31 protein-coding genes and 1 pseudogene are annotated in these 26,543 nt (G+C 58.0%); 18 read left to right on the plus strand and 14 right to left on the minus strand.

What is annotated here, in order from left to right; translation table 11 throughout:
* The first annotated feature begins 38 nt into the window (after positions 1 to 38).
* Positions 39 to 773, plus strand: coding sequence for a FadR/GntR family transcriptional regulator (locus H8F22_RS14120; protein WP_027925166.1), 735 nt, complete (start codon positions 39 to 41; stop codon positions 771 to 773).
* Positions 774 to 920: 147 nt separating this feature from the next.
* Here the strand turns inward: H8F22_RS14120 and H8F22_RS14125 are convergent, their stop codons facing one another.
* The 3 genes from H8F22_RS14125 to H8F22_RS14135 all read right to left on the minus strand — a co-directional run bounded on the left by H8F22_RS14125 (position 921) and on the right by H8F22_RS14135 (position 4,081).
* A complete protein-coding gene (locus tag H8F22_RS14125; protein ID WP_027925165.1) occupies positions 921 to 2,015 on the minus strand; it encodes an alkene reductase in 1,095 nt (364 codons plus the stop codon).
* A 28-nt stretch (positions 2,016 to 2,043) separates the two neighbouring features.
* Positions 2,044 to 3,066 carry an LLM class oxidoreductase gene (locus H8F22_RS14130; RefSeq protein ID WP_194940340.1) on the minus strand — a complete coding sequence of 341 codons (1,023 nt, stop codon included), beginning with the start codon at positions 3,064 to 3,066 and terminating at the stop codon, positions 2,044 to 2,046.
* A gap of 106 nt (positions 3,067 to 3,172) precedes the next feature.
* Positions 3,173 to 4,081: a LysR family transcriptional regulator gene (locus tag H8F22_RS14135; protein WP_194940341.1), complete on the minus strand. Its 909-nt coding sequence runs from the start codon at positions 4,079 to 4,081 to the stop codon at positions 3,173 to 3,175.
* 510 nt (positions 4,082 to 4,591) lie between these two features.
* Between H8F22_RS14135 and H8F22_RS14140 the strand changes: the two genes are divergently transcribed.
* The 3 genes from H8F22_RS14140 (at position 4,592) to ahr (ending at position 7,179) form a co-directional block, all read left to right on the plus strand.
* Positions 4,592 to 5,542, plus strand: a complete 951-nt coding sequence (locus tag H8F22_RS14140; protein ID WP_027925162.1) for an enoyl-CoA hydratase/isomerase family protein — start codon at positions 4,592 to 4,594, stop codon at positions 5,540 to 5,542.
* Positions 5,543 to 5,576: 34 nt separating this feature from the next.
* On the plus strand, positions 5,577 to 5,999 hold the full coding sequence (locus H8F22_RS14145) for an organic hydroperoxide resistance protein (RefSeq protein ID WP_081743994.1): 423 nt from the start codon (positions 5,577 to 5,579) through the stop codon (positions 5,997 to 5,999).
* Between the two features lie 148 nt (positions 6,000 to 6,147).
* Positions 6,148 to 7,179, plus strand: a complete 1,032-nt coding sequence (ahr, locus tag H8F22_RS14150) for an NADPH-dependent aldehyde reductase Ahr (RefSeq protein WP_027925160.1) — start codon at positions 6,148 to 6,150, stop codon at positions 7,177 to 7,179.
* 123 nt (positions 7,180 to 7,302) lie between these two features.
* Here ahr and H8F22_RS14155 read toward each other — a convergent pair whose 3' ends face one another.
* Complete coding sequence (locus H8F22_RS14155) at positions 7,303 to 8,133, minus strand: type 1 glutamine amidotransferase domain-containing protein (RefSeq protein WP_059182603.1); 831 nt, start codon at positions 8,131 to 8,133, stop codon at positions 7,303 to 7,305.
* Positions 8,134 to 8,769: 636 nt separating this feature from the next.
* On the opposite strand from H8F22_RS14155, the pseudogene H8F22_RS14160 reads away from it, so the two are divergent.
* Positions 8,770 to 9,130 (plus strand): annotated as a pseudogene (locus H8F22_RS14160) (DUF6124 family protein).
* A gap of 680 nt (positions 9,131 to 9,810) precedes the next feature.
* Here H8F22_RS14160 and H8F22_RS14165 read toward each other — a convergent pair.
* Both H8F22_RS14165 and H8F22_RS14170 read right to left on the minus strand, forming a co-directional pair.
* Positions 9,811 to 10,506 carry a pentapeptide repeat-containing protein gene (locus tag H8F22_RS14165; RefSeq protein ID WP_059183075.1) on the minus strand — a complete coding sequence of 232 codons (696 nt, stop codon included), beginning with the start codon at positions 10,504 to 10,506 and terminating at the stop codon, positions 9,811 to 9,813.
* A gap of 99 nt (positions 10,507 to 10,605) precedes the next feature.
* The gene (locus H8F22_RS14170; protein WP_194940342.1) at positions 10,606 to 11,370 is read right to left on the minus strand and encodes a pentapeptide repeat-containing protein; all 765 of its coding nucleotides are present in this window, start codon (positions 11,368 to 11,370) and stop codon (positions 10,606 to 10,608) included.
* Positions 11,371 to 11,557: 187 nt separating this feature from the next.
* Here H8F22_RS14170 and H8F22_RS14175 point away from each other — a divergent pair, with 187 nt between their 5' ends.
* Entirely contained in the window at positions 11,558 to 12,268 is a 711-nt protein-coding gene (locus H8F22_RS14175; RefSeq protein ID WP_059182600.1) for a CerR family C-terminal domain-containing protein, read from the plus strand.
* Positions 12,269 to 12,578: 310 nt separating this feature from the next.
* On the opposite strand, the gene H8F22_RS14180 is transcribed toward H8F22_RS14175, so the two are convergent.
* Both H8F22_RS14180 and H8F22_RS14185 read right to left on the minus strand, forming a co-directional pair.
* Positions 12,579 to 13,418, minus strand: a complete 840-nt coding sequence (locus tag H8F22_RS14180) for a nitrilase family protein (RefSeq protein ID WP_059182599.1) — start codon at positions 13,416 to 13,418, stop codon at positions 12,579 to 12,581.
* Positions 13,415 to 14,914 carry a purine-cytosine permease family protein gene (locus H8F22_RS14185; RefSeq protein ID WP_059182598.1) on the minus strand — a complete coding sequence of 500 codons (1,500 nt, stop codon included), beginning with the start codon at positions 14,912 to 14,914 and terminating at the stop codon, positions 13,415 to 13,417. The genes H8F22_RS14180 and H8F22_RS14185 overlap by 4 nt, the downstream gene beginning before the upstream one ends.
* Before the next feature lie 147 nt (positions 14,915 to 15,061).
* Between H8F22_RS14185 and H8F22_RS14190 the strand changes: the two genes are divergently transcribed.
* Positions 15,062 to 15,964 (plus strand): LysR family transcriptional regulator, encoded by a 903-nt coding sequence (locus tag H8F22_RS14190; RefSeq protein ID WP_027925155.1) that lies wholly within the window; start codon positions 15,062 to 15,064, stop codon positions 15,962 to 15,964.
* 42 nt (positions 15,965 to 16,006) lie between these two features.
* On the opposite strand, the gene H8F22_RS14195 is transcribed toward H8F22_RS14190, so the two are convergent.
* Positions 16,007 to 16,189, minus strand: a complete 183-nt coding sequence (locus H8F22_RS14195) for a hypothetical protein (RefSeq protein ID WP_027925154.1) — start codon at positions 16,187 to 16,189, stop codon at positions 16,007 to 16,009.
* A gap of 265 nt (positions 16,190 to 16,454) precedes the next feature.
* Between H8F22_RS14195 and H8F22_RS14200 the strand changes: the two genes are divergently transcribed.
* On the plus strand, positions 16,455 to 17,096 hold the full coding sequence (locus tag H8F22_RS14200; protein ID WP_027925153.1) for a TetR/AcrR family transcriptional regulator: 642 nt from the start codon (positions 16,455 to 16,457) through the stop codon (positions 17,094 to 17,096).
* Positions 17,097 to 17,135: 39 nt separating this feature from the next.
* On the opposite strand, the gene H8F22_RS14205 is transcribed toward H8F22_RS14200, so the two are convergent.
* Complete coding sequence (locus H8F22_RS14205; protein ID WP_194940343.1) at positions 17,136 to 17,669, minus strand: cysteine hydrolase family protein; 534 nt, start codon at positions 17,667 to 17,669, stop codon at positions 17,136 to 17,138.
* A 68-nt stretch (positions 17,670 to 17,737) separates the two neighbouring features.
* Positions 17,738 to 19,465: a gamma-glutamyltransferase gene (gene ggt / locus H8F22_RS14210; RefSeq protein WP_194940344.1), complete on the minus strand. Its 1,728-nt coding sequence runs from the start codon at positions 19,463 to 19,465 to the stop codon at positions 17,738 to 17,740.
* Between the two features lie 149 nt (positions 19,466 to 19,614).
* Between ggt and H8F22_RS14215 the strand changes: the two genes are divergently transcribed.
* A complete protein-coding gene (locus H8F22_RS14215; protein WP_059182595.1) occupies positions 19,615 to 20,130 on the plus strand; it encodes a methylated-DNA--[protein]-cysteine S-methyltransferase in 516 nt (171 codons plus the stop codon).
* 176 nt (positions 20,131 to 20,306) lie between these two features.
* On the opposite strand, the gene H8F22_RS14220 is transcribed toward H8F22_RS14215, so the two are convergent.
* Entirely contained in the window at positions 20,307 to 20,894 is a 588-nt protein-coding gene (locus H8F22_RS14220; protein ID WP_027925149.1) for an NUDIX domain-containing protein, read from the minus strand.
* Between the two features lie 142 nt (positions 20,895 to 21,036).
* On the minus strand, positions 21,037 to 21,474 hold the full coding sequence (locus tag H8F22_RS14225) for a hemerythrin domain-containing protein (protein ID WP_027925148.1): 438 nt from the start codon (positions 21,472 to 21,474) through the stop codon (positions 21,037 to 21,039).
* 126 nt (positions 21,475 to 21,600) lie between these two features.
* On the opposite strand from H8F22_RS14225, the gene H8F22_RS14230 reads away from it, so the two are divergent.
* On the plus strand, positions 21,601 to 22,026 hold the full coding sequence (locus tag H8F22_RS14230; protein ID WP_194940345.1) for a GNAT family N-acetyltransferase: 426 nt from the start codon (positions 21,601 to 21,603) through the stop codon (positions 22,024 to 22,026).
* A gap of 44 nt (positions 22,027 to 22,070) precedes the next feature.
* Here H8F22_RS14230 and H8F22_RS14235 read toward each other — a convergent pair whose 3' ends face one another.
* On the minus strand, positions 22,071 to 22,421 hold the full coding sequence (locus H8F22_RS14235; RefSeq protein WP_027925146.1) for a hypothetical protein: 351 nt from the start codon (positions 22,419 to 22,421) through the stop codon (positions 22,071 to 22,073).
* A gap of 141 nt (positions 22,422 to 22,562) precedes the next feature.
* Between H8F22_RS14235 and H8F22_RS14240 the strand changes: the two genes are divergently transcribed.
* The 8 genes from H8F22_RS14240 to H8F22_RS14275 all read left to right on the plus strand — a co-directional run bounded on the left by H8F22_RS14240 (position 22,563) and on the right by H8F22_RS14275 (position 26,468).
* Positions 22,563 to 22,811 (plus strand): hypothetical protein, encoded by a 249-nt coding sequence (locus H8F22_RS14240; RefSeq protein ID WP_027925145.1) that lies wholly within the window; start codon positions 22,563 to 22,565, stop codon positions 22,809 to 22,811.
* A gap of 20 nt (positions 22,812 to 22,831) precedes the next feature.
* Positions 22,832 to 23,161, plus strand: coding sequence for a DUF6388 family protein (locus H8F22_RS14245; RefSeq protein ID WP_059182593.1), 330 nt, complete (start codon positions 22,832 to 22,834; stop codon positions 23,159 to 23,161).
* Between the two features lie 25 nt (positions 23,162 to 23,186).
* Positions 23,187 to 23,891, plus strand: coding sequence for a YoaK family protein (locus H8F22_RS14250; RefSeq protein WP_059182592.1), 705 nt, complete (start codon positions 23,187 to 23,189; stop codon positions 23,889 to 23,891).
* A gap of 197 nt (positions 23,892 to 24,088) precedes the next feature.
* Positions 24,089 to 24,481 carry a sulfurtransferase complex subunit TusD gene (gene tusD / locus H8F22_RS14255; protein ID WP_027925142.1) on the plus strand — a complete coding sequence of 131 codons (393 nt, stop codon included), beginning with the start codon at positions 24,089 to 24,091 and terminating at the stop codon, positions 24,479 to 24,481.
* Position 24,482: 1 nt separating this feature from the next.
* A complete protein-coding gene (tusC, locus tag H8F22_RS14260; protein WP_059182591.1) occupies positions 24,483 to 24,845 on the plus strand; it encodes a sulfurtransferase complex subunit TusC in 363 nt (120 codons plus the stop codon).
* Positions 24,845 to 25,138, plus strand: coding sequence for a sulfurtransferase complex subunit TusB (gene tusB / locus H8F22_RS14265; protein WP_027925140.1), 294 nt, complete (start codon positions 24,845 to 24,847; stop codon positions 25,136 to 25,138). Before tusC ends, tusB begins: the two co-directional genes overlap by 1 nt.
* The gene (locus tag H8F22_RS14270; RefSeq protein ID WP_027925139.1) at positions 25,135 to 25,470 is read left to right on the plus strand and encodes a TusE/DsrC/DsvC family sulfur relay protein; all 336 of its coding nucleotides are present in this window, start codon (positions 25,135 to 25,137) and stop codon (positions 25,468 to 25,470) included. The genes tusB and H8F22_RS14270 overlap by 4 nt, the downstream gene beginning before the upstream one ends.
* On the plus strand, positions 25,467 to 26,468 hold the full coding sequence (locus H8F22_RS14275) for a glycosyl transferase family protein (protein WP_194940346.1): 1,002 nt from the start codon (positions 25,467 to 25,469) through the stop codon (positions 26,466 to 26,468). Before H8F22_RS14270 ends, H8F22_RS14275 begins: the two co-directional genes overlap by 4 nt.
* Positions 26,469 to 26,543: the final 75 nt, after the last annotated feature.

The raw sequence follows: 26,543 nt of genomic DNA on the forward strand, positions 1-26,543 counted from the left end.
ATGTAGATTAAGAAGACAAGTGAGAAGGATGAACGAGCATGAGCGAAATGAACGTACAACCCGTGGAGCGGCGACCTCATCTTGCCGAGCACATTGCCCGCTCGTTGAGCGATGAGATTGCCTCCGGCAGGCTACGACCGGGGGACCGCTTGCCGACCGAACAGTTTCTCTCGCAAAACTTCGGCGTCAGCAGAAACGTGGTACGGGAAGGAATCGCGACCCTACGAGCGCAAGGGCTGATCCAGTCACGCCAGGGTGTAGGCGTATTCGTCTCGGCCGCACCCCAATCGCCGGAGCCTTTAGTAGCGCATGAGAGTGCGCCTTTTCTGGACGGTGACGACACGATCCGCAACATGTTCGAGGTGCGGGCCGTACTGGAAAGCCAGGCCGCCGCGCTTACGGCGTCGACTATGACGCCCCGCAAGTTGAAGACGATTCAGGCGGCGGTGCTGCGGATGCAATACGAAGGAGAACCGACGCTGGACACTGTCAACGCTGACCTCGACTTTCATCGGGCCGTGGCCGCAGCGTCAGGCAACGACTATCTCGAGACGATGATTCGCACGGTGCTTGAGCCAATGCGGGCACTGATCACCATGAACTTTGCACGGCGAGGCCCTGTGTTCAGCAATATTCCGCATGCCGCACGCGGGGAGCATGAAGAGCTCGTACAGGCGTTCATCGACCGCAATGCAACGGCGGCGCGCCAGATTATGGGGCAGCATATCGTTAGCGCAGCATCACGATTCGGCTACGACATTAAATTCTTCTAGCGCACCGACTGCCCAATGGCAGTTGTTTTCTTGTCCTACAAGAAAGACACAGGATGTGGCCTTCGACACGATGGGATGCGAGGTACGGCTACTCCGGTCTCGTCCCTCATGTACTTTCCCACCCTCTCGGGGAGTACAGCAGTATTGCTACTGTGCCCTCTGCGCGTCTTGCACCGAGTAGGCAGGATAATCAATGTAGCCTTGAGCGCCACCGCCATAAAACGCTTCACGCCCCGCTTCGGCCAGCGGCCAGCCATGCCGCAAGCGATCGACCAGATCGGGGTTGGCTATGAACGGTCGGCCAAAAACCGCCAGGTCTGCCACGCCCTCATCGATGGCCTGCTGTGCTGTTTCAAGGGTGAACCCGCCCGACAGGATCAAGGTGCCGCAGTAAGCCGCCCGGATGGCTTTTTGAAAGTCTGGCGTGCCCAAGTGGCTGGCGTGTAGATAAGCAATCTCGCGTTGGGACAGCGCTCCGGCCAGTGCAAGCCACGTCGCCTCTTCTTCATCGAATGCGTGCAGATCAGCCAGTCGCGCAAAAGGCGAAACACGCACAGCCACCTTCGAACGGCCGATCTCGGCGCTCACCGCGTCGACCGTCTCAAGCAAAAAACGCAGGCGATTGGCAATCGATGCGCCACCGTAACCGTCTTCACGGGTGTTGAAGCCGCCATTAATGAATTGCTCAAACAGATAGCCGTTGCCAGCATGAATTTCGACACCGTCAAAACCGGCTGCCATGGCATTCTTCGCGGCCAGGCAAAAGTCTGAGATGACCTGCCGAATACCCTTGGCATCCAAAGCAACGGGCGCGCTGACGGGCACTTGCGCCGGCTGGCCATCACTATCGTAAGCATGTACCAACGTTTGCGCGGCAGGCACGGCCACAGGTGCGACCGGTGCCCGGCCCTCCAGCAAGGACGAGTGCGAGACCCGCCCTACATGCCAGAGTTGAATGAAAATGCGCCCCCCGGCCTGATGCACCGCATTCGTCACGCGTTTCCAGCCTTCAATCTGCGCCGGGGTGTGAATCCCCGGCGTGTAAAGGTAGCCACGCCCCTGGTCAGACACCTGAGTGCTTTCGGTGATGATCAGACCTGCTCCCGCGCGCTGGGCATAGTAGATCGCCATATCCGCAGACGGCACGGTGTCCTTGACGCGGGCGCGGGTCATCGGCGCCATGACGATGCGATTGGACAATTGCTGACCCGCCAGATCGTAAGACTCGAAAAGAGATGACATGTGCTTATCCTCCGACAGTGGCTGGGCCTCAAACATGCGACGGAAAATGCGGCAAGATGTGCTCGCCCAGTTCGTCAAGAATCTCACCATAGGGCTGGCGACTGACCTTGGGGTTGAGCGCGATATGCGAAACACCGGCTGCTTGCGCTTGCTCCAGGTAGTTACGCAGGCCGTTGCGCCCGGCCCGGAAGCCACCCTGGATGCGCTGGAATGGCTGGTCCGGATTGTCGCTGAGGTCGAAGTAGCCACCGAGCCCTAACGGTTTGAAAGCGTTTCGCCCTTCGATTTCACGCACTTTGGCGTGCCAGGTCTCGCCCAACAACGCCAACCGCTCGGGGCTTTGCACGCCAGCCAGGTAGCCATCAAGGTGTTCAGCCAACCAGTCGATGCTCTGCTGCGCCTGGCCGACAGCGATTGAAGGGACGCGTCCATACGGCGCTTTCGGCACCAGGTCGAGATTGCCAGATGAGCCGCCGAATCGCTCGGAGCGAAAGCGCGGGAAGTCCTGCTCAATCAGTGTGCGAAACACCGAAAAGGCATCACGGTAGCGGTCACCACGGGTTTCAAAATCGATACCCAGCATCGGGTAGTCGCTGTATCGATCGCCCGAAGACAGCCCCAACACCAGGCGCCCTTCGCTTAACTGATCCAGGGACGTTGCCTGCTTGGCCAAATACATGGGCTCATGGGTAGGCAACACGATACCGGTGGTTCCCAGGACGATGCTGCGTGTGGCTGCGGCCAGGAAGCCGATGTAAACCAGAGGCTCAAAGATGTGCGCCACATCGTTGTACTCCGGATCATAGAAAGGAATATCACGCATCCACAGCGCGCCAAAACCAAGCGCCTCGGCGCGTTGAGCCATTTCCAGATGGCCACGCATGGTCGGTGCCGCTCGGCCGGCGTGGGTCTCGAGGGGCAAAATCAGACCCACCGTCAGCGCCTGTGGCTGGAACAGGCGTTGAAACCCAGGATGACGCTCAAGCGCCGGATGGGCAGTCGGTAAGGCGGCAGGTTGCACGTGTGGCGAGTGTTGGGCAGCGATAGACATGATGACAGTCTCGGTGAGTGACGATGACTGACATGGTTATTGAATCCCGGGTTCGGATAAACAGCAGCTATAGACCATCACACGGTCCAGTGAGTCCCCAATAATCTCAGATCTCCCAAGGTACTCCTGACTCCCAACGCTCGATTAGCAGATCAATAAAGGCGCGAACACGCGGGGACAACTGACGCTTGCTCGGGTAGACAATCCGGATGGGGTCGGGCGATGCACGGTAAGGTTTGAGCACTTCCACCAATGTTCCGTCGCGCAAGTCGTTACCGGTGATATAGGTCGGCAAATGAATCAGGCCAATGCCCGTCAGCGCCGCTTCGCGCATGGCTTCAGAACTGTCAATGTTCAGCCGCCCTGGTTGTTCATGTAAATAAAGTCCGGTGGGTGTCTGGTAACGCCAGACACTAGCCTGGCCACTGATGAAAGCGATGGTGTCATACCCGACGAGATCAGCAGGCGTTTGCGGTACACCGTAACGGGCCAGATAAGACGGCGAGGCACACGTTGCGAACTGCTGCCACCCCACGGTGCGGGTTAATAGTTGTGAATCATCTTTTGGCGTGCCAATACGGATGGCTATGTCGACCCCCTCTTCGACGAGGTCGACAAAGCGATCGGTAAACCAGACGTCCGCGCGAAGTTCAGGCCACTGTTTCAGATAAGCATCCAGAATCGGCAGGATATGACGCTGGCCGAAGGACAGGGGGCCTGTGAGTTTAAAAGTGCCGGTCGGCCGCCCACGACGCAAGGCCATGGTTGCATCCACCTCATCAAGATCATCGAGAATCTGCTTCCAGCGTTCATAGGCAACCTGCCCCTCGTCAGTCAGGCTCAGTTTGCGCGTCGTGCGATTGAGCAGCCGTGCTCCCATCCGGCCTTCAAGACGAACAATGCTTTTACCTACAGCAGATCGGGTCAGACCGAGTGAAGCTGCGGCGCAGGTAAAGCTTCCAGCCTTCACTGCGCTGACAAACGCCGCGATGTCACCGAATCGATTGGCTTCCATTGGTAGCTTTACTCCAGTGAATACGGACGTTGTAGTGGGCCATGAAGTCCCAAAGACTGGTTTTTCTGTTAACCCGAAATCACAGATTATTACCCTACCCAAGAGGTAGTGTCACAGAGTCAAAAGCAGTGTCGAATCAAGTTTTATCACCTGCTGGCTGGCCCGGTGAACGGCGGTTTTTTGCTGTCGGGGGTCTCATCTGATCAAGTGACTTGCGAGTCAATCTCACGCTGCTACGCTTTTATGTTCGGCCCTCCTGGCACAAGGCGACATGCTTCGCCCACTCAGATCCGGTGTTTATGGATCTATCGAGACTTGCCCTCTTCTACCGGTACTGCCGACCGTGCCAGATCACCTAACGGTCATGCGCACGAACCCCATGCACATGTGTTGACCCGCGAAGGAACGGAGCAACGAGCGTGACTTTTCACGCGCTCATCAATTGAATGCCATAGCGACGGCTCAATCGGGAATTCACATGCCCTTAGGCATTTCTCTGGAGACACTCCTATGAGACTTCAGTTGCTTTCGGCCGCACTGATTTTCGCCAGTATGGCGACGACAGGCGCGGCCCTCGCTGGCGAGACTTCCCCCTCAACCACCGATAAAGCATCGCCCACCAGCGCGGTCAAACAGGAAATAAAACTCACACGGGTCACACCCGAGTATTGGCGGGTCACGTTCCACAACCCGCCTTACAACATCTATGGTCCCGAAACCATGCCGCAGCTGAACGAGGTGGTCACTGCCATCGAGTCCGATCCGAAGCTGGTGGTCGTGGTGTTCGACAGTGATGTTCCGGATTTCTTCCTCACCCACTATGACTTCGTCCCCCCGCTGACTGACACCACCAGCCTTCCTAACGGCCCGACCGGTCTGCCGCCCCTGCCGGACATGCTAGTGCGATTGAGCAAGGCTCCGGTGGTCTCGATTGTGTCGATTCGCGGTCGTGCCACGGGCGTCGGCAGTGAGCTGGCACTGGCCAGTGACATGCGCTTCGCCAGTCGCGAGAAGGCCATTCTGTCGCAATGGGAGATTGGCGCCGCACTCGTGCCGGGAGGTGGCCCCATGGCTCGACTGCCAAGGCTGATGGGGCGCGGGAGGGCACTGGAAGTGCTGCTGACCGGCAACGATATCAATGGCGAGCTCGCCGAGCGTTACGGCTACGTCAACCGCGCGCTGCCCGATGCAGAACTCGACAAGTTCGTCGACACCATGGCCCGGCGCATCGCGCGGTTCGACAAGCAGTCGATTGCTGATATCAAACGACTGGTCGATGCTGCCAGCCTGCCGCCGAACGACGCCATCGCTGCCGAATGGGATGGTTTCATCGGCTCGGTCAAACGCCCAGCAGCGCAGGCCCGCATCAAACAACTGATGGAGCTTGGATTGCAGAAGAAAGCCGACGTGGAGAAACGCCTGGCTCACTACACCGGCACCTTGGGTGAGGAGTCAAAATGATCCTGCCTCTCATTTTTCTAAAGGAGTCACCATCATGAGTACTCTGGAAAACGTTCTGTACACAGCAAAAACCCACACCAGTGGCGGTCGTACAGGCAGTGGGAGGTCGAGCGACGGTGAGCTTGAAGTCAACTTCAGCTCCCCTGGTTCAGGCAAGCCGGGCACCAATCCTGAACAACTATTCGCCCTCGGTTATTCAGCCTGTTTCATTGGCGCAATACAGGTGGCTGCCGGCAAGCTGAAGGTCAAATTACCGGAAGACACCTCGGTAGAGGCTGAGGTGGATTTGGGTAAAACCAACGGAGGCGCCGATTTTCAGTTAGCCGTGAGGCTTAACGTCAGCGTGCCGGGACTAGATCAAGATGTGAAGCAGCAACTGGTTGATGCCGCGCATCAGATTTGCCCGTATTCACGAATGACGCGGGGGGATGTGGAGGTACAGGTCAAGCTGGTTTAAGTCAAAACTGCGCCTTGGCGATGTAGCTGCTGACTATGCAAACGGCTGGAAATGCAAAGCCCCGAAAAGTCATGGCTTTGCGTTTCGGCAGCAGGATTCGCTCTGGGCATCGGAGCAAAAACCCTGTCTCCTGATTTGGAGGTCTCCAATGAGTAACAGTACCGAAATAACATCCTTCACTGGCTGGGCCGCAACAGCGCCAGGCGCTCCACTAGAGAGCTATAGCTACGACCCCGGCCCATTGGGGGATGACGAGGTGGAAGTCTCAGTTGAATATTGTGGAGTGTGTCACTCCGACCAGTCGATGATCGATAATGAATGGGGCTTGAGCCAATACCCTTTTATCCCCGGTCATGAGGCGGTCGGCAGTATCGTACGGATGGGCTCGCAAGTACGCAGTCTCGAATTAGGGCAACGAGTGGGGATTGGTTGGTACAAGGGCAGTTGCATGCATTGTTCATCGTGTATGGGCGGCTCGCATCACCTGTGCGGCACAGTCAAACCTACCATCATCGGCAGCAACGGTGGCTTCGCCGATCGCCTGCGCTCTCACTGGGCTTGGGCAGTGCCGCTACCGAAAGAACTCGACCCGGCCATGGCCGGACCGTTGTTCTGCGCAGGGTCGACGGTGTTCAATCCGCTCTTGCAGTTCAACGTCAAACCTACTGATCGAGTGGGTGTTGTCGGCATCGGAGGGCTCGGTCATCTTGCTCTACGCTTCCTCAACGCTTGGGGGTGCGAAGTCACCGCTTTTACATCGACACTGGCCAAGCAAGACGAAGCCAAGCGATTGGGAGCACACAACGTAGTTGCCTCGACCGACAGTACTGCGCTGAATGCCATTGCCGGCACCCTGGATTTTCTGCTGATTAGCGCCAGTGCAGACCTCGACTGGCCGGCCATGCTTGGAACGCTGCGCGGCAAAGGTCGCCTGCACTTTGTCGGCATCGCGCCCAGCGCTATCCCTGTGCACGTCTTCAACCTGATTCCACAACAAAAAAGCTTGTCCGGCTCGCCAATTGGCTCGCCCGGTAACACGGCGACCATGTTGGAATTCTGTGCACGTCATCAGATCCTGCCGCAGGTAGAAATGTTTCCCATGAGCCAAGTCAACAACGCCATCGAACATCTACGCAGCGGCAAAGCTCGCTATCGCGTAGTGCTGGACGCCAGCAAGTAACAAATCGGCGCGTAGGGTAAAGCCCCACGCGCCGTCACTACCTGTGCTTCTACTTCCCCCGCTCCAGATCCAGATCGACCCGCAGCACCCACGGCCTGGTTTGCCCGGAACGGCCGCCCAGTATTACTTGAGTTTCGCCAGCATGGCCACGGCGACTGCCTTGGCCGATTGTGGGTTCTGGCCGGAAATAACTTCGCGGTCTTCGATCACGTTCTCGCTCCATGGCTTGGCTTCGGAGAAGTTAGCGCCGGCTGCCGTCAGGCCATCCTGCGGGAACAGTTTCATATGGCCGCCGCCGAGGAAGCCTTTGGCCTGCTCCTCTTCCGCGTCGGTGAAGGCGGTGACTTTGTAGCCCTTGTAAATCCAATTGGCTGGCGCTGCCGGCTGTTTGCCCGATTCCAGCGCGGAGACAAAACCGTGCGCGTCCGGGATCGCCGACAACATGGCTATGGTGCCATGGCAAGTGAAGCCGGTGATCTTGCCTTTTTCATGGAAGTGGGTCAGCAGCAGGCCCAGTTGTTTGTCCTTCAGCAGATCCTGCATCGGGATATGGCCGCCAGGCACGAACACAGCATCGAACTTGTCGTAGCCGATTTTCTGAACCTGCGCGAAGCTGATCGTCGGCGAGCCGCTCTTCGAGGTCAGCTTCAGCGTGTCCAGCAGCGCAAGACTTTCCTGACGGGACTTTTCATCGCCGCCCCAGAAGCTCACATCATTGGACTTCTGGTCCGCGGTTGGCGCCTTGCCGCTAGGGGTGGCAAATACGACGGTTTGACCCGCCGCGATGAAGGTCTGCACCGGTTGCATTAATTCGTTCAGGAAGAAACCTGTTTGCATGACCTTCCCGTCTTTCAGGTCCAGTTGATCCTGATCCGACAGTACAACCAATACCGTGCCGGCATTGGCATAGTTAGCGGCAGCGGCTAGCAGGGCGGCAATAATGATTTTTTTCACACGTTTCTCCAGTAGGAATGGTTTGACGGAGCCATCTTATTACTAGAGCAGACGGCAATAGAGCCCCTGAATTGAATTTCACTTATTACATTGAGTAATCAATTGTTGGGGGCTTACTGTCGCCTACGTGCTTGGTCAGCCGCTAGAATTTTCTCGGTGCAAACTCCGGGGAATAGCTGACACAGGCCGTCCTCGAAAAACACTGAGCTACGAAACACCCGCTGAACGATTTAGCCAATCTGTTGCATCGACGGGGTTGAATCCACTGCCGTTAGCTGCCTTCCGCGCCTCGTGTTTAAAGACACTCGGTGAAACGTCCTAACGGCTACAACGCCTTGCGCCATCGCCTACGGGTAAGACAGAATCCGCCGGCTTGTGCGGCTACGGGGTGGGCTATATCGTTTTCCGGTCACTGCAAAACAGTGATCGGGTTTGGTAGCCCGCTTTTAAGTGGTCGCATGACAACACCATATGCAGCCTTTTTTCGGGCTCTGTTTTATATGGTGGTCATGCGTGGGGCTCCTTCGTGAGCGCCGGGTTTCCCACTTAGACCGGTCTACCAACCCGCGTATGGCCACCACCCTCGTTTGGTAGCAAGGGTGATGGCTCCTTAATTTTCTAAGTGGAGCATCATCTATGATCAAACCAACACCCAACCCACCGGACACCGATCCGGCATCGCCCTACGAATCGCTCGATTCGAAAAAACTCCACGAAGCCGCCGAACGCGCCCTCGACCATTACCTCAACCCGGCTGCCCAGATCATGGCCAGCAACCACGAACCCGAACCGATGTTCCTCGCCAATCCCAAGTGGCACCGAATCCCTGCTGGTCAACGCCAGCGAATCACTGGGCTCGGCGACCACGATGCTGAGTAATTTGGCGGCGTTGTTGGAGAATTCACACCGCAAGACGCTGCTGGGGATTACGCAGGTGGTGATGTTGGGGGAGTTGGCGGTGAATCAGGCGTTGGATAAGGTTGAGTTGAAGGAGTAAGGGCTTGCCTCTGTGGCGGGAAGCTGGGTTCTCGCCACAGAGGGAAAATTAGTAGGCCCAATGTCCATGCATAACTTTTCAGCTTTCGGGAAAAGTCGGATCTGTACAGAATGCTATCGGCCAAAAGCAGCCATTGCGACGATGCAGTACGATACACGCCTACCGGTAGATCATCAGGCTAACCCATGCAATCCCATGGTTTCGTATTCGGGCATATCGAGGTTGAGATCCAACACCGTGCGTACGACCTGCATAACGTCTACCACGCCAGCACCATCAATTACGACATCGTGGATAGGTCGGCTGTACTTATCTTTACTCGACGGACTGGAACTTGGGTGCCTTCCGAAGAAGCACAGTGCGAAATCGATTTTTAAACGGCATAAATTCTGGCACGTGACGTCTGCTTCGGTCGTTTTCAACCGGTCGCCAAAGGCAGAAAACGACCCGGAACGGACACTCAGGAAGTCATTCCGCTGACTTACATACGTGTCCTTGCTGCTGATTGCGCCACATAACGTAGTGAACGTAGCCGCAACTGGAGGTATAAATCTCACAGGGCTGTTAGCCACTTCTGTAAATTTCGCCGTCCGTCTTTCCACTCATTTAATACAAGTAACTGGCACCGGGTAAAATCCGGTTGCGGCTTCAAAAATACGCAGCAGCGAACATACCCGGTATTATGCAACGGTAAGACCAAGACTTGACAATAGCATTGCTGCCTGATTTTTCGAGATAATTGCTCCTTTAAACTGTTTGGCCTCCATAAGCTTTAGGCCGTGCAAACTGACCTCACGAAGATCAGCATTGTTGAAGCGGGCGCCATTGACTCGAGCATGGCTTAAGCTTCCGCCTTTAAATACAGTGTTGCGGAAGTCAACATCCCTTAAGTCAGCGTCAGAGAAGTCCAGATTGTCAAGCTCACACTTATAGAAGGAAAAACCAAGGAGAAATGTCCCTATCAGCAGCGTCTCCTTAAAGGTGACTCCTAGTGAGTTGGCTCCGCTGAAATTTGATCCTGTTAATTTGCAACTTGCGAAAGAAGCCATACCTAGCCGGCAGTTCTGCCAGTCGCTATTATTTAGGTCTGAATTCTCGAACTTTGCTTCATTGAGTATGGCGGATTTGAATTTTACTTCCGCCCCTTTGCATCCTTTCCAGGAAGTAGCCTCAAGCTTTGCGGCAGTAAAATCTGTTCCTGCCAGGTTGCAGCGTTCAAAGTATGAGTCGGATAAATTTAGGCGACTAAGGTCGGCGCCTGATAAGTCAGCATTAGAGAACCATAAGGGCTTTTTGCGGGAGTTAATTAAGTCCTCGACGTCTGGTCGATCTAGCTTGGCGGATTCAATAATAAGGTGATCAGCTTTCTCAATCATCAAAAACTCCTGTGGCATCTGCTGTTCGTAATCCGCCCGGACCAACCGGAGCTTGGGTTTTCTCGTTTGAACTGTAAACCTACCTGTCATGTGCGCGCATTAGCTGTAATCTGGGTAGACGACAAATCCGAAGTTTTCCAAAAGAGCAGATTGTTGCCATTCAAGAATCTTAATACCTGTAGCGTCTATTTTTCGAAAATCTACTCCGTTTATATCTGCGTTACGAAAGTCGGTGTTGGTTACAGAAAGTCCGGTGTGATGAAGTGGTGAAAATTCGGTATTGGTTAAGTCGGCTTCATCCAGGTTGGTCATCGTCAAGATGACGGACAGTAGCTTGCTGTGTGAAAGGTTGCATTTGGAAAGATTGGTCGAACTGAAGTCGGCGTATCTGAAGTCTGTATTGGTAAGCTGCGCGGCGCTGATTACCATTTTTCGGCTAATTGCGATGTGAAAATTGGCCATATTAAAATCCGCCTCCACCGCACGACAATGATCGAGTGTCAATTGAAATACTTGTGCGCGATTAAACGTACTTGAAGAAATATCGCACTCATAAAACTCAGCTCGTCTGAGATCGGCTAATTTAAACTGGCAGCCACTGAGTTGTTCTTTATCGTAAAATGTACAGCTCGAGAACCAAGAATCTTGCAGGTTGGCGCTTCCGAAATTGCAATTAAATACTTTGCAGTTTTTTAGATGCAGCCCGCCCAGGTCGCTTCCGCCGAAGTTACAGTTTAGTAGTGTGCAGTTTGTAAATGTCAGGTCCTTTTTTGTTCGGCCCTGGAAATCGAGATTTGTGAAGGTTTGGTCACTGGTGCTGGTAATGGCGGGATCCAAGAAAATTGCTTCATTGTCAGATTCCATAGGTGTCATTGCTCAACGTGTAAAGAAAGAAAAAATGTGTACCCGAGTAATTGTCATGCGTTCGCCTGGATGCAGATGGCGAACCTTGCCTGGCCGCCGCGACCCCGAATATGTTCCAACTGGAATAACTATCCCACATGGACAAAATTGGAGTCAACTGCTATAAATTTCTTTTTTGAGTGAAAAAATGAGCTCGATAATCAGAGGTACCCTGCATCGGCATCCAGAGGGGACGGGGTATGCACGTGGCGAAGAGACTCGTGCTCGAATTGTGGATGCAGCGCTGAAGCTATTCGGCGAGCGGGGCTTCGAGGCTGCATCAACCCGCGATATTGCAGCCGCCGCTGGCGTAAATGCCCCTGCGTTGAGGTACTACTTCGACAACAAGGAGGGTGTTTACCTGGCATGCGCTGAGCACATCGCTTCGCACGTGTGGGGGTACATGGCGCAGGTGGTCGCACATGCTGAACACGCGCTTATGGAAAATGAGAGTCACGAAGCCCTAATCGATGCTTTCTGTGCCATACAGGGGCGTGTCGTGGACTGCATGTTCGAGTCGGAACAGGCCTCGGAATGGCAGCTGTTCATTGCCCACGGGCAAGGCGGCCAAGGGCCTGTGGCTGGTTTTGACATCATCAATAATCGCCTCAACAAGCCGGTTTATTCCGTGACTACCGCAATTGTTGAGCGTTTGATGAGTTGCGCACCCAACGATGATGAAGCGCGGATCCGTTCGATGGCACTTAATGGCCAACTGGCCGTCTTTCAAATGATGCGCCGTACTGCACTCACTTCATTGAACTGGGGCGAGGTTGATGCGCAGCGGCTTGAATTAATAAAGTGTGTGGTTATTAAGCACACCCGCGCTGTACTGCACGCCATTATCGCTGAGAGTTAATTCGACATAACCCAATGCGTCCAACCAGCGCACATTTTCGATGGCGACCACCGTTTTGCGAGCCTGAGGGTGTGTAACCGCTTCGCTGGTTGCGGTGTAGATGAATCCCCCTGAGCTGCCTTCCACGAAGGCAGCTCAGGCCGATAGCTATCCGTCGTTACAATCAACAATCGACCAGAAGCACTCTGGCCCTGGGTTGGCCGCCCTAAGCGGGCAACTGGATATGCCTCCGAAACGGGCTTGCGAAACAGGTAGCGGCTCCCCTTCACTACCACCGCATTTGGTAACCGAAAAAGGACGGACGACCGTCCTATCCCCCAACCACCCCATACAACCCCTCCCGCCGATCCCCATGCAAATCATTGCGCGCACTAATCCGCTTATTCCGCGCCTCCCCAAGATTCACCGTCGCCAACAAAATCCGCTCCCCCCCCTGCTCCGCCGGCCCCGCCAACGGATACCCATCCGCATCGACAATCACCGAACCCTGCACCCACCCCACCCCACGCTCAAACCCATGCCGATCGCACGCCGCAATAAACATCCGATTCACCGAAGCATTCGCCTGCACCCGCACCACTTCCGCCGGACGCTCCGTCAGCGGCCGAGGCCCATCCGGCCAGTTAACCGGCGCACACAGTAAATCCGCCCCCGCCAGTGCCGGCAGCCGCACCCACTCCGGAAACTCCAGGTCGTAGCAAATCAACATCCCAATCCGCCCATGCACCGTTTCAACCACCGGCGGCGCAGCATCACCTGCGGTGAAAACTTCACTCTCCGCATCCCACAGGTGCGCCTTGCGATACACAGCGCGTAACCCTTGGGCATCAATCATCGCCGCGCTGTTGGCCAGTTCGTCACCGTCCAGTCGCTCGCAAAATCCGCCGACCACGACAATGTCCAACTCGCGGGCGAGTGCCGCCCACAGGCTCAAGGTCGGTCCATCGACCGTTTCCGACAACGACAACGCTTCACGGCGGTCATTGAACACATACCCGCTCTGCACCAACTCAGGCAGCACCACAACCTGCGCCCCTTGATGCGCCGCCGAACGAATCGCCCGTTCGGTCAGCGTCCGGTTGAACGCCAGGTCGCCAATCTTCGGCGCCACTTGGCAGCAGGCGACCACGGTGTTTTTTGCAGTGTTCAACGCACCGCCTCCATCGCAGGTTGGGTCATGGCGAGGATGTCGCTCTCGGTAATGGCATCGATCACCCGGCGTTCGGACGCGAGGTCCAGCGAGCGGCTGAGGATGAAGTACGTCAGGCCCGACACCACCAATCCCACCAGCCAGGCGATGTCCACGCCTTCGAGCATCCGCGCCAGCGGGCCGACGAAGACTTCTTTGTTGGCGGCGGCATCGAAGATGTAGAAGAACGGCACCATCGCGGCGAAGCCGATCAGGTAGGAGACGATGCCACGGAATTGCCAGGCGCCGTAGATGCCGTTCGGGGTGAAGAAGTGCGGGATGGCATAGCGGCCTTTGCGAACGAAGAAGTAGTCGACCAGGTTGACGGCGGTCCAGGGCACGAGGAAGTACAGGAGCAACACGAGGAAGGTGTTCAGCAGCGCGATGCCGTCGCCTTTGATCGACAGCACGCAGGTCAGCAGGATCACGCTGATCGCGGTGATGGACAGGATGCGGGCGCGGGGTGTTGGGGTGATTTTCTTGATCGAGTCAGCGCCGGTCAGCAGCGTCAGCATGGCGCTGTAGGTGTTGAGCGCGATGATCGGCAGGAAGCCCGCGACCGAGACGATCACCAGCACGTTGCCCAGCCCCGGAATCATCGAAGAGCCAACCTGGTTCAATGCGACCAGTGCATCCACCGCTTTCAACTGCTGCGCCAGCCACGCGCCGAGGCCGATCATCCAGCTGCCGGACAGCGAGGCGCCGATGAACACGGCGGCGATCAGTTTGGGGCGGCTGGTGTTTTTCGGCAGGTAACGGGAATAGTCGGAGACATAGGGCGCATAGGAAATGTTGTAGCTGGCGCCGATGGCGAACAGTGTGGCGAACGCGACCCAGTTGAAGCCGAGGTCAGTTGCCGGGGTGACGCCTTCCTGGCCGGCGCCGAACATCAGGGCGATGGTGACCAGTGCGTACAGCGGCAAGGTGGCGAGCAACGCCCACTTGAAGGCTTTGTGCATCAGGTCGTGGCCGTAGATCGACAGCAGCGCGCCGATCAGCACCACCGCCACGGCGACGATGGTCGGGTCGATGCCGAACACGTGTTCGAGGCCGTTCATGATCAGCGAGATGTTCACCACGTTGAAGCCGACGAACACAAACATCGTCGCCATCAGGGCCAGGATTACGCCGCGATAACCGAACTGGGCGCGGGACTGGATCATTTGCGGCAAGCCCATTTCCGGACCTTGCGAGCCGTGGAAGGCCATGAAGATGGTGCCGAACATGATGCCCAGCGCGCCGGCGAGCATGGTCCACAGCGCTGACAAGCCGAGGCTTGGGCCGACGAAACCGATGGAGATGGTGAAGAAGTGGAAGTTGCCCAGGAACCAGAAAGGTCCTTGGCTGCTGAGTTTGGCGTGACGTTCGTTTTGCGGAATGTAGTCGATCGAGTGGCCTTCGATGGCCAACCCGCTGCTCGCTTCGAGGGCGTGCGCAGTTTGTGGGGACCCTGACATACGAATGTTCCTATGCTGGTGATTGTTGTTTTTATGGGCAAAGCGCCGGTTTCATTGCAATGTAGGGCGTCGGTCAGGGCGGTAAAATATCGCAGGCGCACTGTTTACATAGACCGGCGTCTATGTGGTGAACATCGGAGGCAACACATGCTGGGCACTGTATCGGAACTGGATCTGCGTTTGATCCGGGTCTTTCTGACCGTCGTCGAGGCCGGTGGAATCTCGGCCGCGCAGACGGCACTCAACACCACGCAACCGACCATCAGCGCGCAATTGGCGACGCTGGAAGCGCGGGTCGGGTTTCGTCTGTGCGAGCGTGGGCGCGGCGGATTTTCGGTGACGCCCAAGGGTGGCCAGTTTGTCGAAGCGGCTCGTCGGTTATTGGCGGCGGCCGAGGGCTTTCGGGTTGAGGTGCAGCACATCAATCGCAAGGTGTCGGGCATCATCAACATTGGCTTGCTCGGTCAAATCGATCCGTCCGCCAACAAGAACATCGCCCTGGCGATTGCCCGTTTGCGCTCGCGCCATGAGGGGCTGTATTTCCACTTCACCGAGCTGTCGTCGTCGCTGCTGGAAGAGAAAATCATCAACGGCCATATCGATCTGGCCATCGGTTATTTCTGGCATCGCTTGCCCAACATCGATTACTTCCCGCTGTTCCAGGAAACCCAGATCGCCTACTGCGCGCCAGCGCATCCGCTGTTCGATCACGTCGGTGATCTGAGCCGCGAAGACGTACGCGATTACGACTGGGTCTGGCCCAGCCACCCCTTGCCGGAAATGCCCGCGCCCACGTCCATCGAACGTTTGACGGTGCTCACCGACAGCATGGACGGTGCGGCGCTGCTGATTCTGTCGGGCCAGCACTTGGGTTTTCTGCCCCAGCATTACGCGGCCAAACATGAAGAGTTGGGGCAGTTGCATCCGCTCAACCCTGAGCTGCTGCGTTATGAGGTGGGTTTCCATGCGGCGGTGCGACATTCGGCGCGGCAACGGGAGGTGGTGAGTGCCTTTCTGGCGGAGTTGATCGGGATTTTTGCAGACGGGTAATCAAGGGACGAACATCGATCCGCCCCTTTTCAGGCCAGGCTCTCACCGCTCTTCAAGCACACCGAAGCGCAGGTTGTTGGCCACGTAATCCGGATGGAAGACATCCTGATCGAGCTGGAACAGCGCTTTGTACTGCGGCAGGCGCTCGTTCTGGTTGAAGGGTTCGTCGGGGCTCACGCCTGTTAGCTCGGCGAGAAGATCGCCAATCAGTTGTTCTACGCTCATTTTATTATTCTCTCTGCGACTGAAGGTCTGTGCGGTCAAGCCGCCGAACGGCGGGGCTTGTAGCGCCGTTCGTGAGAAGAATTTAATACACCTAAGCGTCATTAATTTTTCAATTGGCGACAGCGCTTTCTCATTTCATGACAATTTGTTTCCGTTGATCCGGCAGTTCCACATCAGTCATCAACAGCCGACGGCGACGTCATCGCTGGCCTCCACGCTATATATTTTTGTATATTGCGTAGCTCAAATCGCCTAGACCCTCTCCATGAGCCGCATTCGCCAGCATAATCAGCACCTCATCCTGGCCGCCGCCAGCGAAGAGTTCGCAGCCAAAGGTTTCGATGCCACCCAGACCCGGGACATCGCTGCGCGTGCGGGGATGCCGAAGGCGAATCTGTATTACTACTTTCAGAGCAAGGAAAACCTCTACTCGCGCGTGCTGCTCGGGTTTGTCGAGCCGCTGCTGCACGCCTCGGCCGCGCTGCGCGAAAGCGATGACCCGGTGGCGGGATTACAGGCCTACATTGCCGCGCGAATCCGTATCGCCCGCGAGCATCCGCACATTGCCAAGGTGTTCAGTAGTGAGTTGCTGCTGGGGGCACGGCAATTGCCCGAGGAGTGCCGGGACCTGCTGTATGCCGAGGCGCAACGCAATGTGGAGTGTCTGCGAAGCTGGATTGATCGGGGCCTGTTGGCGCCGGTGGACCCGGAACATTTGATGCTGTTCATCTGGTCGGCGACCCGGAGCTACACCAATCTGGGTTGGCAGATAGCGCACATCACCGGGCAGCAAACGCCGCAGGATGAGGATTACGCGAGGGCGGCGGCGACCATTACCCGGCTGGTGTTGGGCGGTGTGGTGCCTGAGGTCGGGCAGTCGCCGAGGGCGTTGATGTTTGCGACGTGAGCAGCCTGAAGCGTCCGGGCCTCAGGGCTGTCAGTAGATTCAGATGCGGATTTCAGCCGCAGGCTTGACGTCGATGCGCGCCACCGAACCGGTCAGGTGCGCCAGGTCCTTGTTGTACTCGGCGATGATGTCTTCGGCAGTCAGGTTACCGTTGTCGAAGGTGGAGTGCGCGTCCGCTGCCAGCTCCACGTCGTAGCCCAGTTTCAGTGCCTGACGCACGGTCGCGTTGATGCAGTAGTCGGTTTGCAAACCGCAGATGATCAGGCGCTCGAACTCCTCTCTCGGCAGCAGCTTTCCCAGGTGAGTCTGGTAGAAGGAGTCCGGGGTTGTCTTGCGTACGAACTTATCCTCGGGGTCAGTCACAAGTCCTTCGGCCAGTTGCCAGCTGGCCGAGTCATGCACGAGCGGCCCGCTCTCGTCTTCGTGCTGGATCAACACGACCGGCACCCCGGCGATCCGGGCCCGAATGCTCAAGTGGTTGATGTTCTCGATAACGCGATTGATCTCAAAGCACTCGTCCTCGCCAAAGCAAAGCGCTTGCTGGACGTCGATGATTAGCAGTGCAGTGGCCATGATTCATTCCTTGAACAATCAATGGATCACGGGACGAAAATAGATCCGTCCCCTTTCAAACACAACCGCTAGTAGCCGAGTGACAACCCGGTGTTGCGACGTGGGTCGTTGGCGCCGTAGAAGCGGTTTTTGCCGACCTGTTTACCTTCCAGCGAAGGTGCGCCGACGAGGATCGCCGCGACGTGGTTGGCATCCTGTGGCCCGGCAAACTTATGCCCCCAGCTTTCGAGGATCTTCACCGTGTCCGGGCTGGTGGTGAAGGTCTCGAGGTTGGTCTCTTCCGGCAGCCATTGCTGGTGGAAACGCGGGGCGTCCACCGCTTCCTGGATGTTCATGCCGTAGTCGATCACGTTGAGCATGGTCAGCAAGGTGGCGGTGATGATGCGGCTGCCGCCGGGGGTGCCGACGACCATCACGACCTTGCCGTCCTTGGTGACGATGGTCGGGCTCATGGACGACAGCGGCGCCTTGCCGGGGGCGATGGCGTTGGCCTCCCCTTGCACCAGGCCGTACATGTTCGGCACGCCGATTTTCGAGGTGAAGTCGTCCATTTCGTCGTTGAGGATGACCCCGGTTTTGCTGGCCATGACGCCGGCACCGAACCAGTCGTTGAGGGTGTATGTCATCGACACCGCGTTGCCCCATTTGTCGACGATGGAGAAGTGCGTGGTGTTGCTGCCCTCATGCGGCGCTACGCCGGGTTTGATCTCGCGGGACACGCCGGCCTTCTGCGGCTGGATCGCGGCACGCAGTTTGGTGGCGTAGTTTTTGTCCAGCAAATGCGCGATTGGATTTTTCACGAAATCCGGGTCGCCGAGGTAGCTGTTGCGGTCCACATACGCATGGCGCATCGCTTCGATCTGATAGTGCATACCTTGGGCCGAGTGGTAGCCCAGGTCTTTCATCGGGTAACCGTCGAGGATGTTCAGGATCTCGCAAATCACTACCCCGCCGGAGCTTGGTGGCGGTGCCGAGACCACGTGGTAGCCACGGTAATCGCACTCGATAGGCGCCAGTTCGCGGGTTTTATATTTGTCGAGGTCGGCCTGGGTGATGATGCCTTTGTTGGCCTGACTGGAGGTGACGATGGCGTCGGCGACCCAGCCTTTATAGAAACCGTCGGCGCCCTTCTCGGAAATTTCCCGCAGGGTTTTGGCCAGGTCCTTCTGCACCAGTTTTTGCCCGACTTGCATCGGCTCGCCGTTGCTCAGGAAGATCGAGCCGGAGTCCTTCATGTCTTTCTTGAACACGTCGGTGGCGTAGTCAAGCAAATCGACATCGCCCTGCTCCAGGGCAAACCCGTCTTCGGCCAGTTTGATCGCCGGGGCGATCACTTCCTTGCGCGGCTTGGTGCCGTACTTGCTCAGGGCCAGTTCCATACCGGACACCGTGCCCGGCACACCGACAGCCAGGTGGCCACGGGTACTGAGGTCGGGGACGACATTGCCTTCTTTGTCGAGGTACATGTTAGCGGTGGCGGCCAGCGGGGCTTTTTCACGGAAATCGAGGAAGGTCTTGCGCCCGTCCGCCAGCTGAATGGTCATGAAACCGCCGCCACCGAGGTTGCCCGCTGCGGGATACACCACCGCCAGCGCATACGCCACCGCGACGCCGGCATCCACGGCATTGCCGCCGTTCTTGAGCACATCAACGCCCACCTGGGAGGCCAGGTGCTGGGCCGTGACCACCATGCCGTTTTCGGCCGCGACGGGGGCCACAGAGGCGGCGTGGGCAGTCAGGCAGCTAAGCGCCAATGAGGTCGCGATGAGCGATTTGGCAAAAGGTTCGTACTTCATGAGTCGGTCTCTTTTTGTTTTTAGGGTCTGAAAAAAGCAGAGAAAACGTTTCAAGAGCAGAAGGCAGTATGGCTCGGATTACACATTGCGCCTCCCCGTCGAGGCAGTATGCTGAGGCTCTGTTCAGCCCTTCTGCGGAGTCCGCCAGCATGACCTACACCTTCACCACCCTGGCGTCTCCGGTCGGCGAACTGAAGCTGGTGGCGAAAGAGGCAAGACTGGCGGCCATCCTCTGGGAAAACGACAAGCCGAACCGGGTGCGGCTGGGCCCGATGCACGAAGCGCCGGACAACCCGATCCTGGTGCGCGCCGTTCAGCAGTTGCAGGAATACTTTGCCGGCACCCGAAACTCGTTCGATCTGGAACTGGATTTTGCCGGCACGGATTTTCAGAAGAAGGTGTGGCAAGCCCTGCTGACCATCCCGTTCGGCGAGACGCGCAGCTACAGCCAGATCGCCGAGCAAATCGGCAACCCGAGCGCGGTTCGGGCGGTGGGCGCGGCGAATGGCAAAAACCCGATCTCGATTGTTGCACCCTGCCATCGGGTGATCGGCGCCTCGGGCAAGCTCACCGGATTTGCCGGTGGGCTGGAGGCGAAAGAGCGGTTGCTGACGCTTGAAGGGTGCGAGTGGTCAGGCGCCAGCAGAACGGGCGACCTGTTCTGACTGACCGGAACACCTCTAGCAGCTGCCGAGCCTGCGAGGCTGCGTTCGGCGGCGAAGCCGTCGTAATCCGAGCGCACTCGATCTAGCTGATGCACCGCGCTTCCCACATCCACGGCTGCGGCCCGCATCAGACACAGCCTCGCAGAGCTCGTCAGCGGCTACAGGGAAAGCGTCGCTCAGGTGAAAATGTTCTTCATCGCCGCGTATTGCAGCAGCATGATGGTCTTGGCGTCGCAGATTTCCCCGCGATAAAACGCTTCAAGCGCCTCGTCGAAGGCCCACTCCAGCACCTCCAGCTCTTCGGTCTCTTCCTCCAGCCCACCGCCCTCGCTGACTTTCGACGTGGCGTCGTACTCGGCAATAAAGAAGTGCAGCTTTTCAGTGACCGAGCCGGGGCTCATGTACGACTCGAAGATCTTTTGTACGTGGTGCACGCGGTAACCGGTTTCTTCCTCGGCTTCGGCGCGGATGCGTTCTTCCGGCGCAGCACCTTCGAGCAACCCGGCGGCCACTTCAATCAGCAAGCCGTCATGGCCGTTGACGAACACCGGCAAGCGGAACTGGCGCGTCAGCACGACAGTACGCTTCTCGCGGTTGAACAACAGAATCGCCGCGCCGTTGCCCCGGTCGTAGACCTCGCGGGTCTGACGTTGCCAGTCGCCGCTGTTGCGCTGATAGTCGAAGGTAATTTTTTTCAGCAGGTACCAGTCGTGGGACAACACCTGGGATTCGATAATGTTGACCCGTTCGGCTGTGTTCGCCATGGCACCGCATCCTTTTTCGTGAGAAGTGCCCATGGTAGGCGAAAACGCAAAAGCCCTGCATCTCCCTGACACCTAATACGGGACCTTGTAGCAGCCGGACGCAGGCTTCGCCAGCTGCTACAGGGTTGGGGGGGGCTCAGGTTCAGGACAGCTGCGCTTTGTATTCTTTTTCGTACTGGCCGGCGAGGGTTTCTTTCTGTTTGTCATCGAGCAGTTTGCCGGCCATCTGGAAGAACTTCTGCTCTTCCTCTTTCAGGTGGTGATGAACCTTCTCGGCCAACTTCTTCGCGGTCGCCAGCCAGGCCGGGCTGGACATCTCGGTCGCGTCCAGTTCCTCCATCATTTCGTCCATTTCGTGGTGTTCGGCGATGGCGTGGCGGCTCAGGTCGACGCCGTTGTCGAACTCCATCAGCGGAATATAGAAATGCCGCTCCTCGGCGGTTTCGTGGGCCTGGAGTTCGGACTTGAGTTGTTTGTAAGCCTCGACCCGCTCAGGGGTGTCGCCACTGGTATTGATCAGCGCATCGGCATAACCGCGTTGGCGCTCGTGGCTTTCACGCAAGGCTTCGAAAATATTCACGGGGTGTCCTCATTGGCCGCGTTCTGAAGTGACGCTGTTTAGGCTAGACCTCCGCGCGACGGCGACGGTTCCACAATTACCGCGAGCACGCTAGGCTGGCGGATCATTGCCAAAAGGATGTCGCTCATGACCCTGCGAATCGAACAGTCGCAAAACCCCACGGACGCAGAACGTGAGGCGATCCTCATACCGCTGCGCGCCTACAACACCGCGCAGGCTGGCCCCGGCAATCCGCAACCGCTGGCGTTGCTGGTGCGCGACGACAACGGCGAGATTCTCGGCGGGTTGTATGGCCGGTTCTTTTACCAGTGGCTGTTTATCGAGTTGCTGTCGGTGCCTGAACAGGCTCGGGGACAGGGTTTGGGCTCGAAACTGATGCAGATGGCCGAAGACCTGGCGCGGGAAAAGGAATGCGTGGGGATCTGGCTGGACACCTTCGACTTTCAGGCGCCGGAGTTTTACAAACGGCTCGGTTACAGCGAGCTAGGCCAAATTGCCGACTACCCGCCGGGCCACAAACGCCACTTCTTCCAGAAACGCCTGATCAACTGATCAAAACACAAACCTCCTACAGGGGGTACTGCGTCAGCTCTGATTCAGAGACAAGTCGCCAACGCCGCCAAACGGCGCTTGGCAACAAAATCGTCATGCTGCGCGTAGTAACTGATCACGGTGCCGGACGCATCGGTGGTCACGTCGATAAAGGATTCCGCCGACCGCGTGTAAACCGTCGAACCGCCCTTTTTACCCGGCTGCAAATACGCGCCGGCGTCCACGCCGAACACCGCCTCGTCCTGCCAGGAAAACTGCACGCACTGGGCCACGACCATTTCCGGCTTGTTCGAGTTCAGGGTTTTGTACGGGGCCTTGGTGCGAGCATCGTCCATCACCGAGCCCGCGCATCCCGCCAGCAACGTTACGGCCAGCGCCACCATCAGAATTCGCATTACGTTCGCTCATCAATAAAAAGCGGACTGTATCACCGTGGCGCGGCGTTTCGTTCTGCTTTACTGCATTTATACCGCGACACCGCGTAACGATTCGCGCACCCTGTCGCGCCATAAACACCGCCTTTTTCTGGAACCCCCATGACACCCAACGCCGAATTCTACAAACCAACCCCTGAATACGCCGACAAGCTGATCAGCCAGATTGGCCAGACACCGTCCTGGATTGCCAAGCGCATTGGCGTCACCGACAAGCGCATCCGTTACATCCTCGACGGCGAACGCACCGTCAAAGGCGAGACCACGCCGATCAAGATGACCTACACCGAGCAGTTCGCCCTCGAATGCCTGGCCGCTGCGGCCAAGGCCAGCAAGAAACAATCTTCGTAACCCGTTATCAAGGAGAGACCATGGCGGCAACCGAACAGCAACACGAGCAGGCGCTGAAGAAGTTTCTCGATGAGCGCCCGCAACTGCGCCACGAACTCGACAACCTCAACCCGCTGCTGGCCCAGGCCAAGGGTGAGACCGCGGCGCAGTACCGCGACGAGCGATTGCACGAAGCCTTCGAAGCCGAGGCCGAGCGTCAGGGACTGTTCGCCTGGGAGCTGACGCTGCTGTTGACGGCCGCCACACCACAGGACTACGAAGCCCATCGCCGGGAAGTGCACAAGGAAGTCGCAGAGATGGCCGGCATGAATTGGCTGGACTATTGCGAGTTATACGGGATAGAACCGTAACCCCTGCACAAGGATGCCCGCTCCGATGCTGCCTTCCGCCTCCTCAACCCACGCCAGCCCCGGCCACCTGCACACGCAAAAGTGGCGCGGGCGCATCGGCATGACGCTGGTGGCCATGCTCTCGGTCCTCGCCGGCATGACCGATGCCATCGGCTTTATGGCCAGTGGCGATTTCGTCTCGTTCATGAGCGGCAACACCACGCGGCTCGCCGTGGCCATCAGCGACGGTGATCTGGGGCTGACCGGGCGTTTGCTACTGCTCGTGGCCACGTTCATCGTCGGCAACGCCTTGGGCATTGTCGTCAGCCGCCTCGGCAGACGACGGGCGCTGCCCTTGATGCTGACCGTCGCCGTGCTGCTCTGCGCGGCCGCTACCTGGCCCTACGACGAACAATTGCCCGCGCTGCTGGCGGCGATCATCGCCATGGGCATGCTCAATGCCGCCGTTGAGGAAGTGAACGGCCTGCCGGTCGGCCTGACCTATGTCACCGGCGCCCTGTCGCGCTTCGGACGCGGATTGGGGCGCTGGATGCTCGGCGAACGGCGCAATGGCTGGCGCGTGCAATTGATCCCCTGGACCGGGATGTTCGTCGGGGCTGTTCTTGGGGCGGTGCTGGAACATCATCTGGGGCTTCAGGCCTTGTTCGCCAGCGGATTGCTGGCGGGGGTGCTGGGGGTGGTGTCGTTGAAAGTTCCGCGGCGGTGGCAGTTGGGGTATATGCCGCGCTGAGTTTTGTATGACCGTGCGGGCCTCATCGCGAGCAAGCTCGCTCCCACAGGTTACGTGGTGAAGCTGCAATCTCGAACATTACACAACCCCCTGTGGGAGCGAGCTTGCTCGCGATGAGGCCCGCCCAGACAACATCGATTTAGCCCCCTCAGCGATAAAGCTTTATCATGGCCGCAGTTTCGCTGATCGAGTCCGTCATGAAATTCGCCATCGCGCTGTTTTCCGCCGCCCATGCGCCCTCCTCGCGCCGTGCCCTGTTGTTTGCCCAGGCTGCGCTGGCCGGTGGGCATGAGATTGTCCGGCTGTTTTTCTATCAGGACGGCGTTTATAACGCGTCCGGCAGCGTGGTCACCCCGCAAGACGAGCTGGACCTGCCCAAGCAATGGCGCGCGTTTGTCAACGAGCATCAACTGGACGGCGTGGTGTGTATCGCCGCCGCCCTGCGCCGTGGCGTGTTGAATGAGGAAGAAGCCGGGCGTTATCAGCGCGACGCGGTTGCCGTGGGCGCGCCGTGGGAATTGTCCGGCCTCGGCCAGTTGCACGACGCGGTGCAGGACGCTGACCGCTTGATCTGTTTCGGAGGCGCGTGAGATGCCTAAATCCTTGCTGATTATCAGCCGTCAGGCGCCATGGTCCGGGCCAAATGCGCGCGAAGCGCTGGACATCGTGTTGGCTGGCGGCGCCTTCGACCTGCCGATCGGCCTGCTGTTTCTCGATGACGGCGTGTTTCAGCTCGCCGCGAAACAGGACGCCAAGGCGCTGCAACAAAAAGACCTGAGCGCCAACCTGCAAGCCTTGCCGATGTTTGGTGTCGAGGAGTTGTTCGTCTGCGCTGCCAGTGCCGCAGAACGTGGGCTGGACCCATCCGGTTTCTCGCTGGAAGAAGCCCAGGCGCTGACCGCCCACGACATCACCGCCCTTATTGACCGTTACGACCAGGTGATCACCCTCTGATGTCGACTTTGCATGTGTTGTCTCATTCCCCGTTCGGCGACGATCGCCTGAGCAGTTGCCTGCGCGTGATCGGCGCCAACGATGCGCTGCTGCTGAGCGGCGACGCGGTGTATGCCCTGCAACCCGGCACCGCCCCGTTCAGCGCGCTGAAGACTCGCGGCCTGACACTGTTTGTACTGGCCGAAGACGTTCAAGCCCGGTCCATTGAGACGCCAGACTGGGCCAAGGCCATCGATTACCCGGCCTTCGTCGATCTGTCGATTCACTACGACAAGGTCAACAGTTGGCTATGAATTCCCTGACAGTCGGCGCTCGCGCCATCGAGTTGGACAAGGACGGTTTCCTGGTCGAACTGAGCGACTGGTCCGCTGACGTCGCCAGCGCCCTCGCTGCGGCCGAAGACATTGAGTTGAGCCCCGAGCATTGGGAAATCCTTGAACTGCTGCGCCGTTTCTACGACGAATTCCAGCTGTCGCCGGCCACCCGCCCGTTGATCAAGTACACCGCGTTGAAGCTCGGCCCGGAAAAAGGCAACAGCCTGCACCTGAACCGACTGTTCAAAGGCACCCCTGCCAAACTCGCCGCGAAGCTGGCGGGCCTGCCCAAACCGACGAATTGCTTATGACCGACTTCCCAGCGTTGACCCTCGAAACACCCGCCGAGCATCCGTTCGCCCAGTTCGTGCGAATCCTCGGCAAAGGCAAACGCGGCGCCCGCGACCTGACGCGTGAAGAAGCCCGCGAAGCCATGGGCATGGTGCTCGACGACAAGGTCGAAGACACCCAGCTCGGCGCGTTTCTGATGCTGCTGCGACACAAGGAAGAAAGCGCCGAGGAAATGGCCGGTTTCACCGAAGCCTTGCGCGAACGTTTGCAGGCGCCCGCCTTGACTGTTGATCTCGACTGGCCGACCTATGCCGGCAAGAAACGTCATCTGCCGTGGTACCTGCTCGCGGCCAAGTGCCTGGCGCAGAACGGCGTGCGTATTTTCATGCACGGCGCCGGCGCGCACACGGCCGGGCGTCTGTACAGCGAACAACTGCTGGAAGGACTCGGCATTGCGCTGTGCCGCGACTGGCAACAGGTGGGTGCGGCACTGGATAACGGTGGCCTGGCGTTCATGCCGCTGGTGGATTGGGCGCCGCAACTGCAACGCATGATCGACCTGCGCAACACCTTGGGCCTGCGCTCGCCGATCCATTCCCTGACACGCATCCTCAATCCGTTGGGCGCCCGTTGCGGCCTGCAAAGTATTTTCCACCCCGGCTATCAGGCGGTGCACCGCGATGCCAGCGGCTTGTTGGGCGACACAGCGATTGTGGTGAAGGGCGACGGCGGCGAGATCGAGATCAACCCGGACGCCGACAGTCACTTGTATGGCACCACCGGCGGTGAAAGCTGGGACGAAGAGTGGCCGCAACTGTCGGCCCAGCGTCACGTCAAACCCGCCGCCCTCGACCCTGAACATATGAAGGCCGTATGGCGCGGCGATGTGGTCGACAGCTACCCGCAAATGGCCCTGATTTCGACCATGGCCCTGGCGTTGCGCGGACTCGGTCAATCCCGTGATCAGGCGTTCGAAACGGCCCAGCAGTATTGGGATGCTCGAGACAGATCGATTTAACCGATCATAACTGCCCAACCTTTGCGCTATTTGTTCGAACTGATGGGCATAGACTCCTCTCCAACGATTTATCGG

The organism is Pseudomonas mucoides, from assembly GCF_015461845.1.
GTDB classification, from domain to species: Bacteria; Pseudomonadota; Gammaproteobacteria; order Pseudomonadales; family Pseudomonadaceae; genus Aquipseudomonas; species Aquipseudomonas mucoides.

Bases quoted from the DNA above. Each gene is read 5' to 3' on its own strand.
- H8F22_RS14120 (WP_027925166.1), top strand. From the start codon at position 39: ATGAGCGAAATGAACGTACAACCCGTGGAGCGGCGACCTCATCTTGCC.
- H8F22_RS14125 (WP_027925165.1), bottom strand. From the start codon at position 2,015: ATGTCATCTCTTTTCGAGTCTTACGATCTGGCGGGTCAGCAATTGTCC.
- H8F22_RS14130 (WP_194940340.1), bottom strand. From the start codon at position 3,066: ATGTCTATCGCTGCCCAACACTCGCCACACGTGCAACCTGCCGCCTTA.
- H8F22_RS14135 (WP_194940341.1), bottom strand. From the start codon at position 4,081: ATGGAAGCCAATCGATTCGGTGACATCGCGGCGTTTGTCAGCGCAGTG.
- H8F22_RS14140 (WP_027925162.1), top strand. From the start codon at position 4,592: ATGAGACTTCAGTTGCTTTCGGCCGCACTGATTTTCGCCAGTATGGCG.
- H8F22_RS14145 (WP_081743994.1), top strand. From the start codon at position 5,577: ATGAGTACTCTGGAAAACGTTCTGTACACAGCAAAAACCCACACCAGT.
- ahr (WP_027925160.1), top strand. From the start codon at position 6,148: ATGAGTAACAGTACCGAAATAACATCCTTCACTGGCTGGGCCGCAACA.
- H8F22_RS14165 (WP_059183075.1), bottom strand. From the start codon at position 10,506: ATGATTGAGAAAGCTGATCACCTTATTATTGAATCCGCCAAGCTAGAT.
- H8F22_RS14170 (WP_194940342.1), bottom strand. From the start codon at position 11,370: ATGGAATCTGACAATGAAGCAATTTTCTTGGATCCCGCCATTACCAGC.
- H8F22_RS14175 (WP_059182600.1), top strand. From the start codon at position 11,558: ATGAGCTCGATAATCAGAGGTACCCTGCATCGGCATCCAGAGGGGACG.
- H8F22_RS14185 (WP_059182598.1), bottom strand. From the start codon at position 14,914: ATGTCAGGGTCCCCACAAACTGCGCACGCCCTCGAAGCGAGCAGCGGG.
- H8F22_RS14190 (WP_027925155.1), top strand. From the start codon at position 15,062: ATGCTGGGCACTGTATCGGAACTGGATCTGCGTTTGATCCGGGTCTTT.
- H8F22_RS14195 (WP_027925154.1), bottom strand. From the start codon at position 16,189: ATGAGCGTAGAACAACTGATTGGCGATCTTCTCGCCGAGCTAACAGGC.
- H8F22_RS14200 (WP_027925153.1), top strand. From the start codon at position 16,455: ATGAGCCGCATTCGCCAGCATAATCAGCACCTCATCCTGGCCGCCGCC.
- H8F22_RS14205 (WP_194940343.1), bottom strand. From the start codon at position 17,669: ATGGCCACTGCACTGCTAATCATCGACGTCCAGCAAGCGCTTTGCTTT.
- ggt (WP_194940344.1), bottom strand. From the start codon at position 19,465: ATGAAGTACGAACCTTTTGCCAAATCGCTCATCGCGACCTCATTGGCG.
- H8F22_RS14215 (WP_059182595.1), top strand. From the start codon at position 19,615: ATGACCTACACCTTCACCACCCTGGCGTCTCCGGTCGGCGAACTGAAG.
- H8F22_RS14220 (WP_027925149.1), bottom strand. From the start codon at position 20,894: ATGGCGAACACAGCCGAACGGGTCAACATTATCGAATCCCAGGTGTTG.
- H8F22_RS14230 (WP_194940345.1), top strand. From the start codon at position 21,601: ATGACCCTGCGAATCGAACAGTCGCAAAACCCCACGGACGCAGAACGT.
- H8F22_RS14235 (WP_027925146.1), bottom strand. From the start codon at position 22,421: ATGCGAATTCTGATGGTGGCGCTGGCCGTAACGTTGCTGGCGGGATGC.
- H8F22_RS14240 (WP_027925145.1), top strand. From the start codon at position 22,563: ATGACACCCAACGCCGAATTCTACAAACCAACCCCTGAATACGCCGAC.
- H8F22_RS14245 (WP_059182593.1), top strand. From the start codon at position 22,832: ATGGCGGCAACCGAACAGCAACACGAGCAGGCGCTGAAGAAGTTTCTC.
- H8F22_RS14250 (WP_059182592.1), top strand. From the start codon at position 23,187: ATGCTGCCTTCCGCCTCCTCAACCCACGCCAGCCCCGGCCACCTGCAC.
- tusD (WP_027925142.1), top strand. From the start codon at position 24,089: ATGAAATTCGCCATCGCGCTGTTTTCCGCCGCCCATGCGCCCTCCTCG.
- tusC (WP_059182591.1), top strand. From the start codon at position 24,483: ATGCCTAAATCCTTGCTGATTATCAGCCGTCAGGCGCCATGGTCCGGG.
- tusB (WP_027925140.1), top strand. From the start codon at position 24,845: ATGTCGACTTTGCATGTGTTGTCTCATTCCCCGTTCGGCGACGATCGC.
- H8F22_RS14270 (WP_027925139.1), top strand. From the start codon at position 25,135: ATGAATTCCCTGACAGTCGGCGCTCGCGCCATCGAGTTGGACAAGGAC.
- H8F22_RS14275 (WP_194940346.1), top strand. From the start codon at position 25,467: ATGACCGACTTCCCAGCGTTGACCCTCGAAACACCCGCCGAGCATCCG.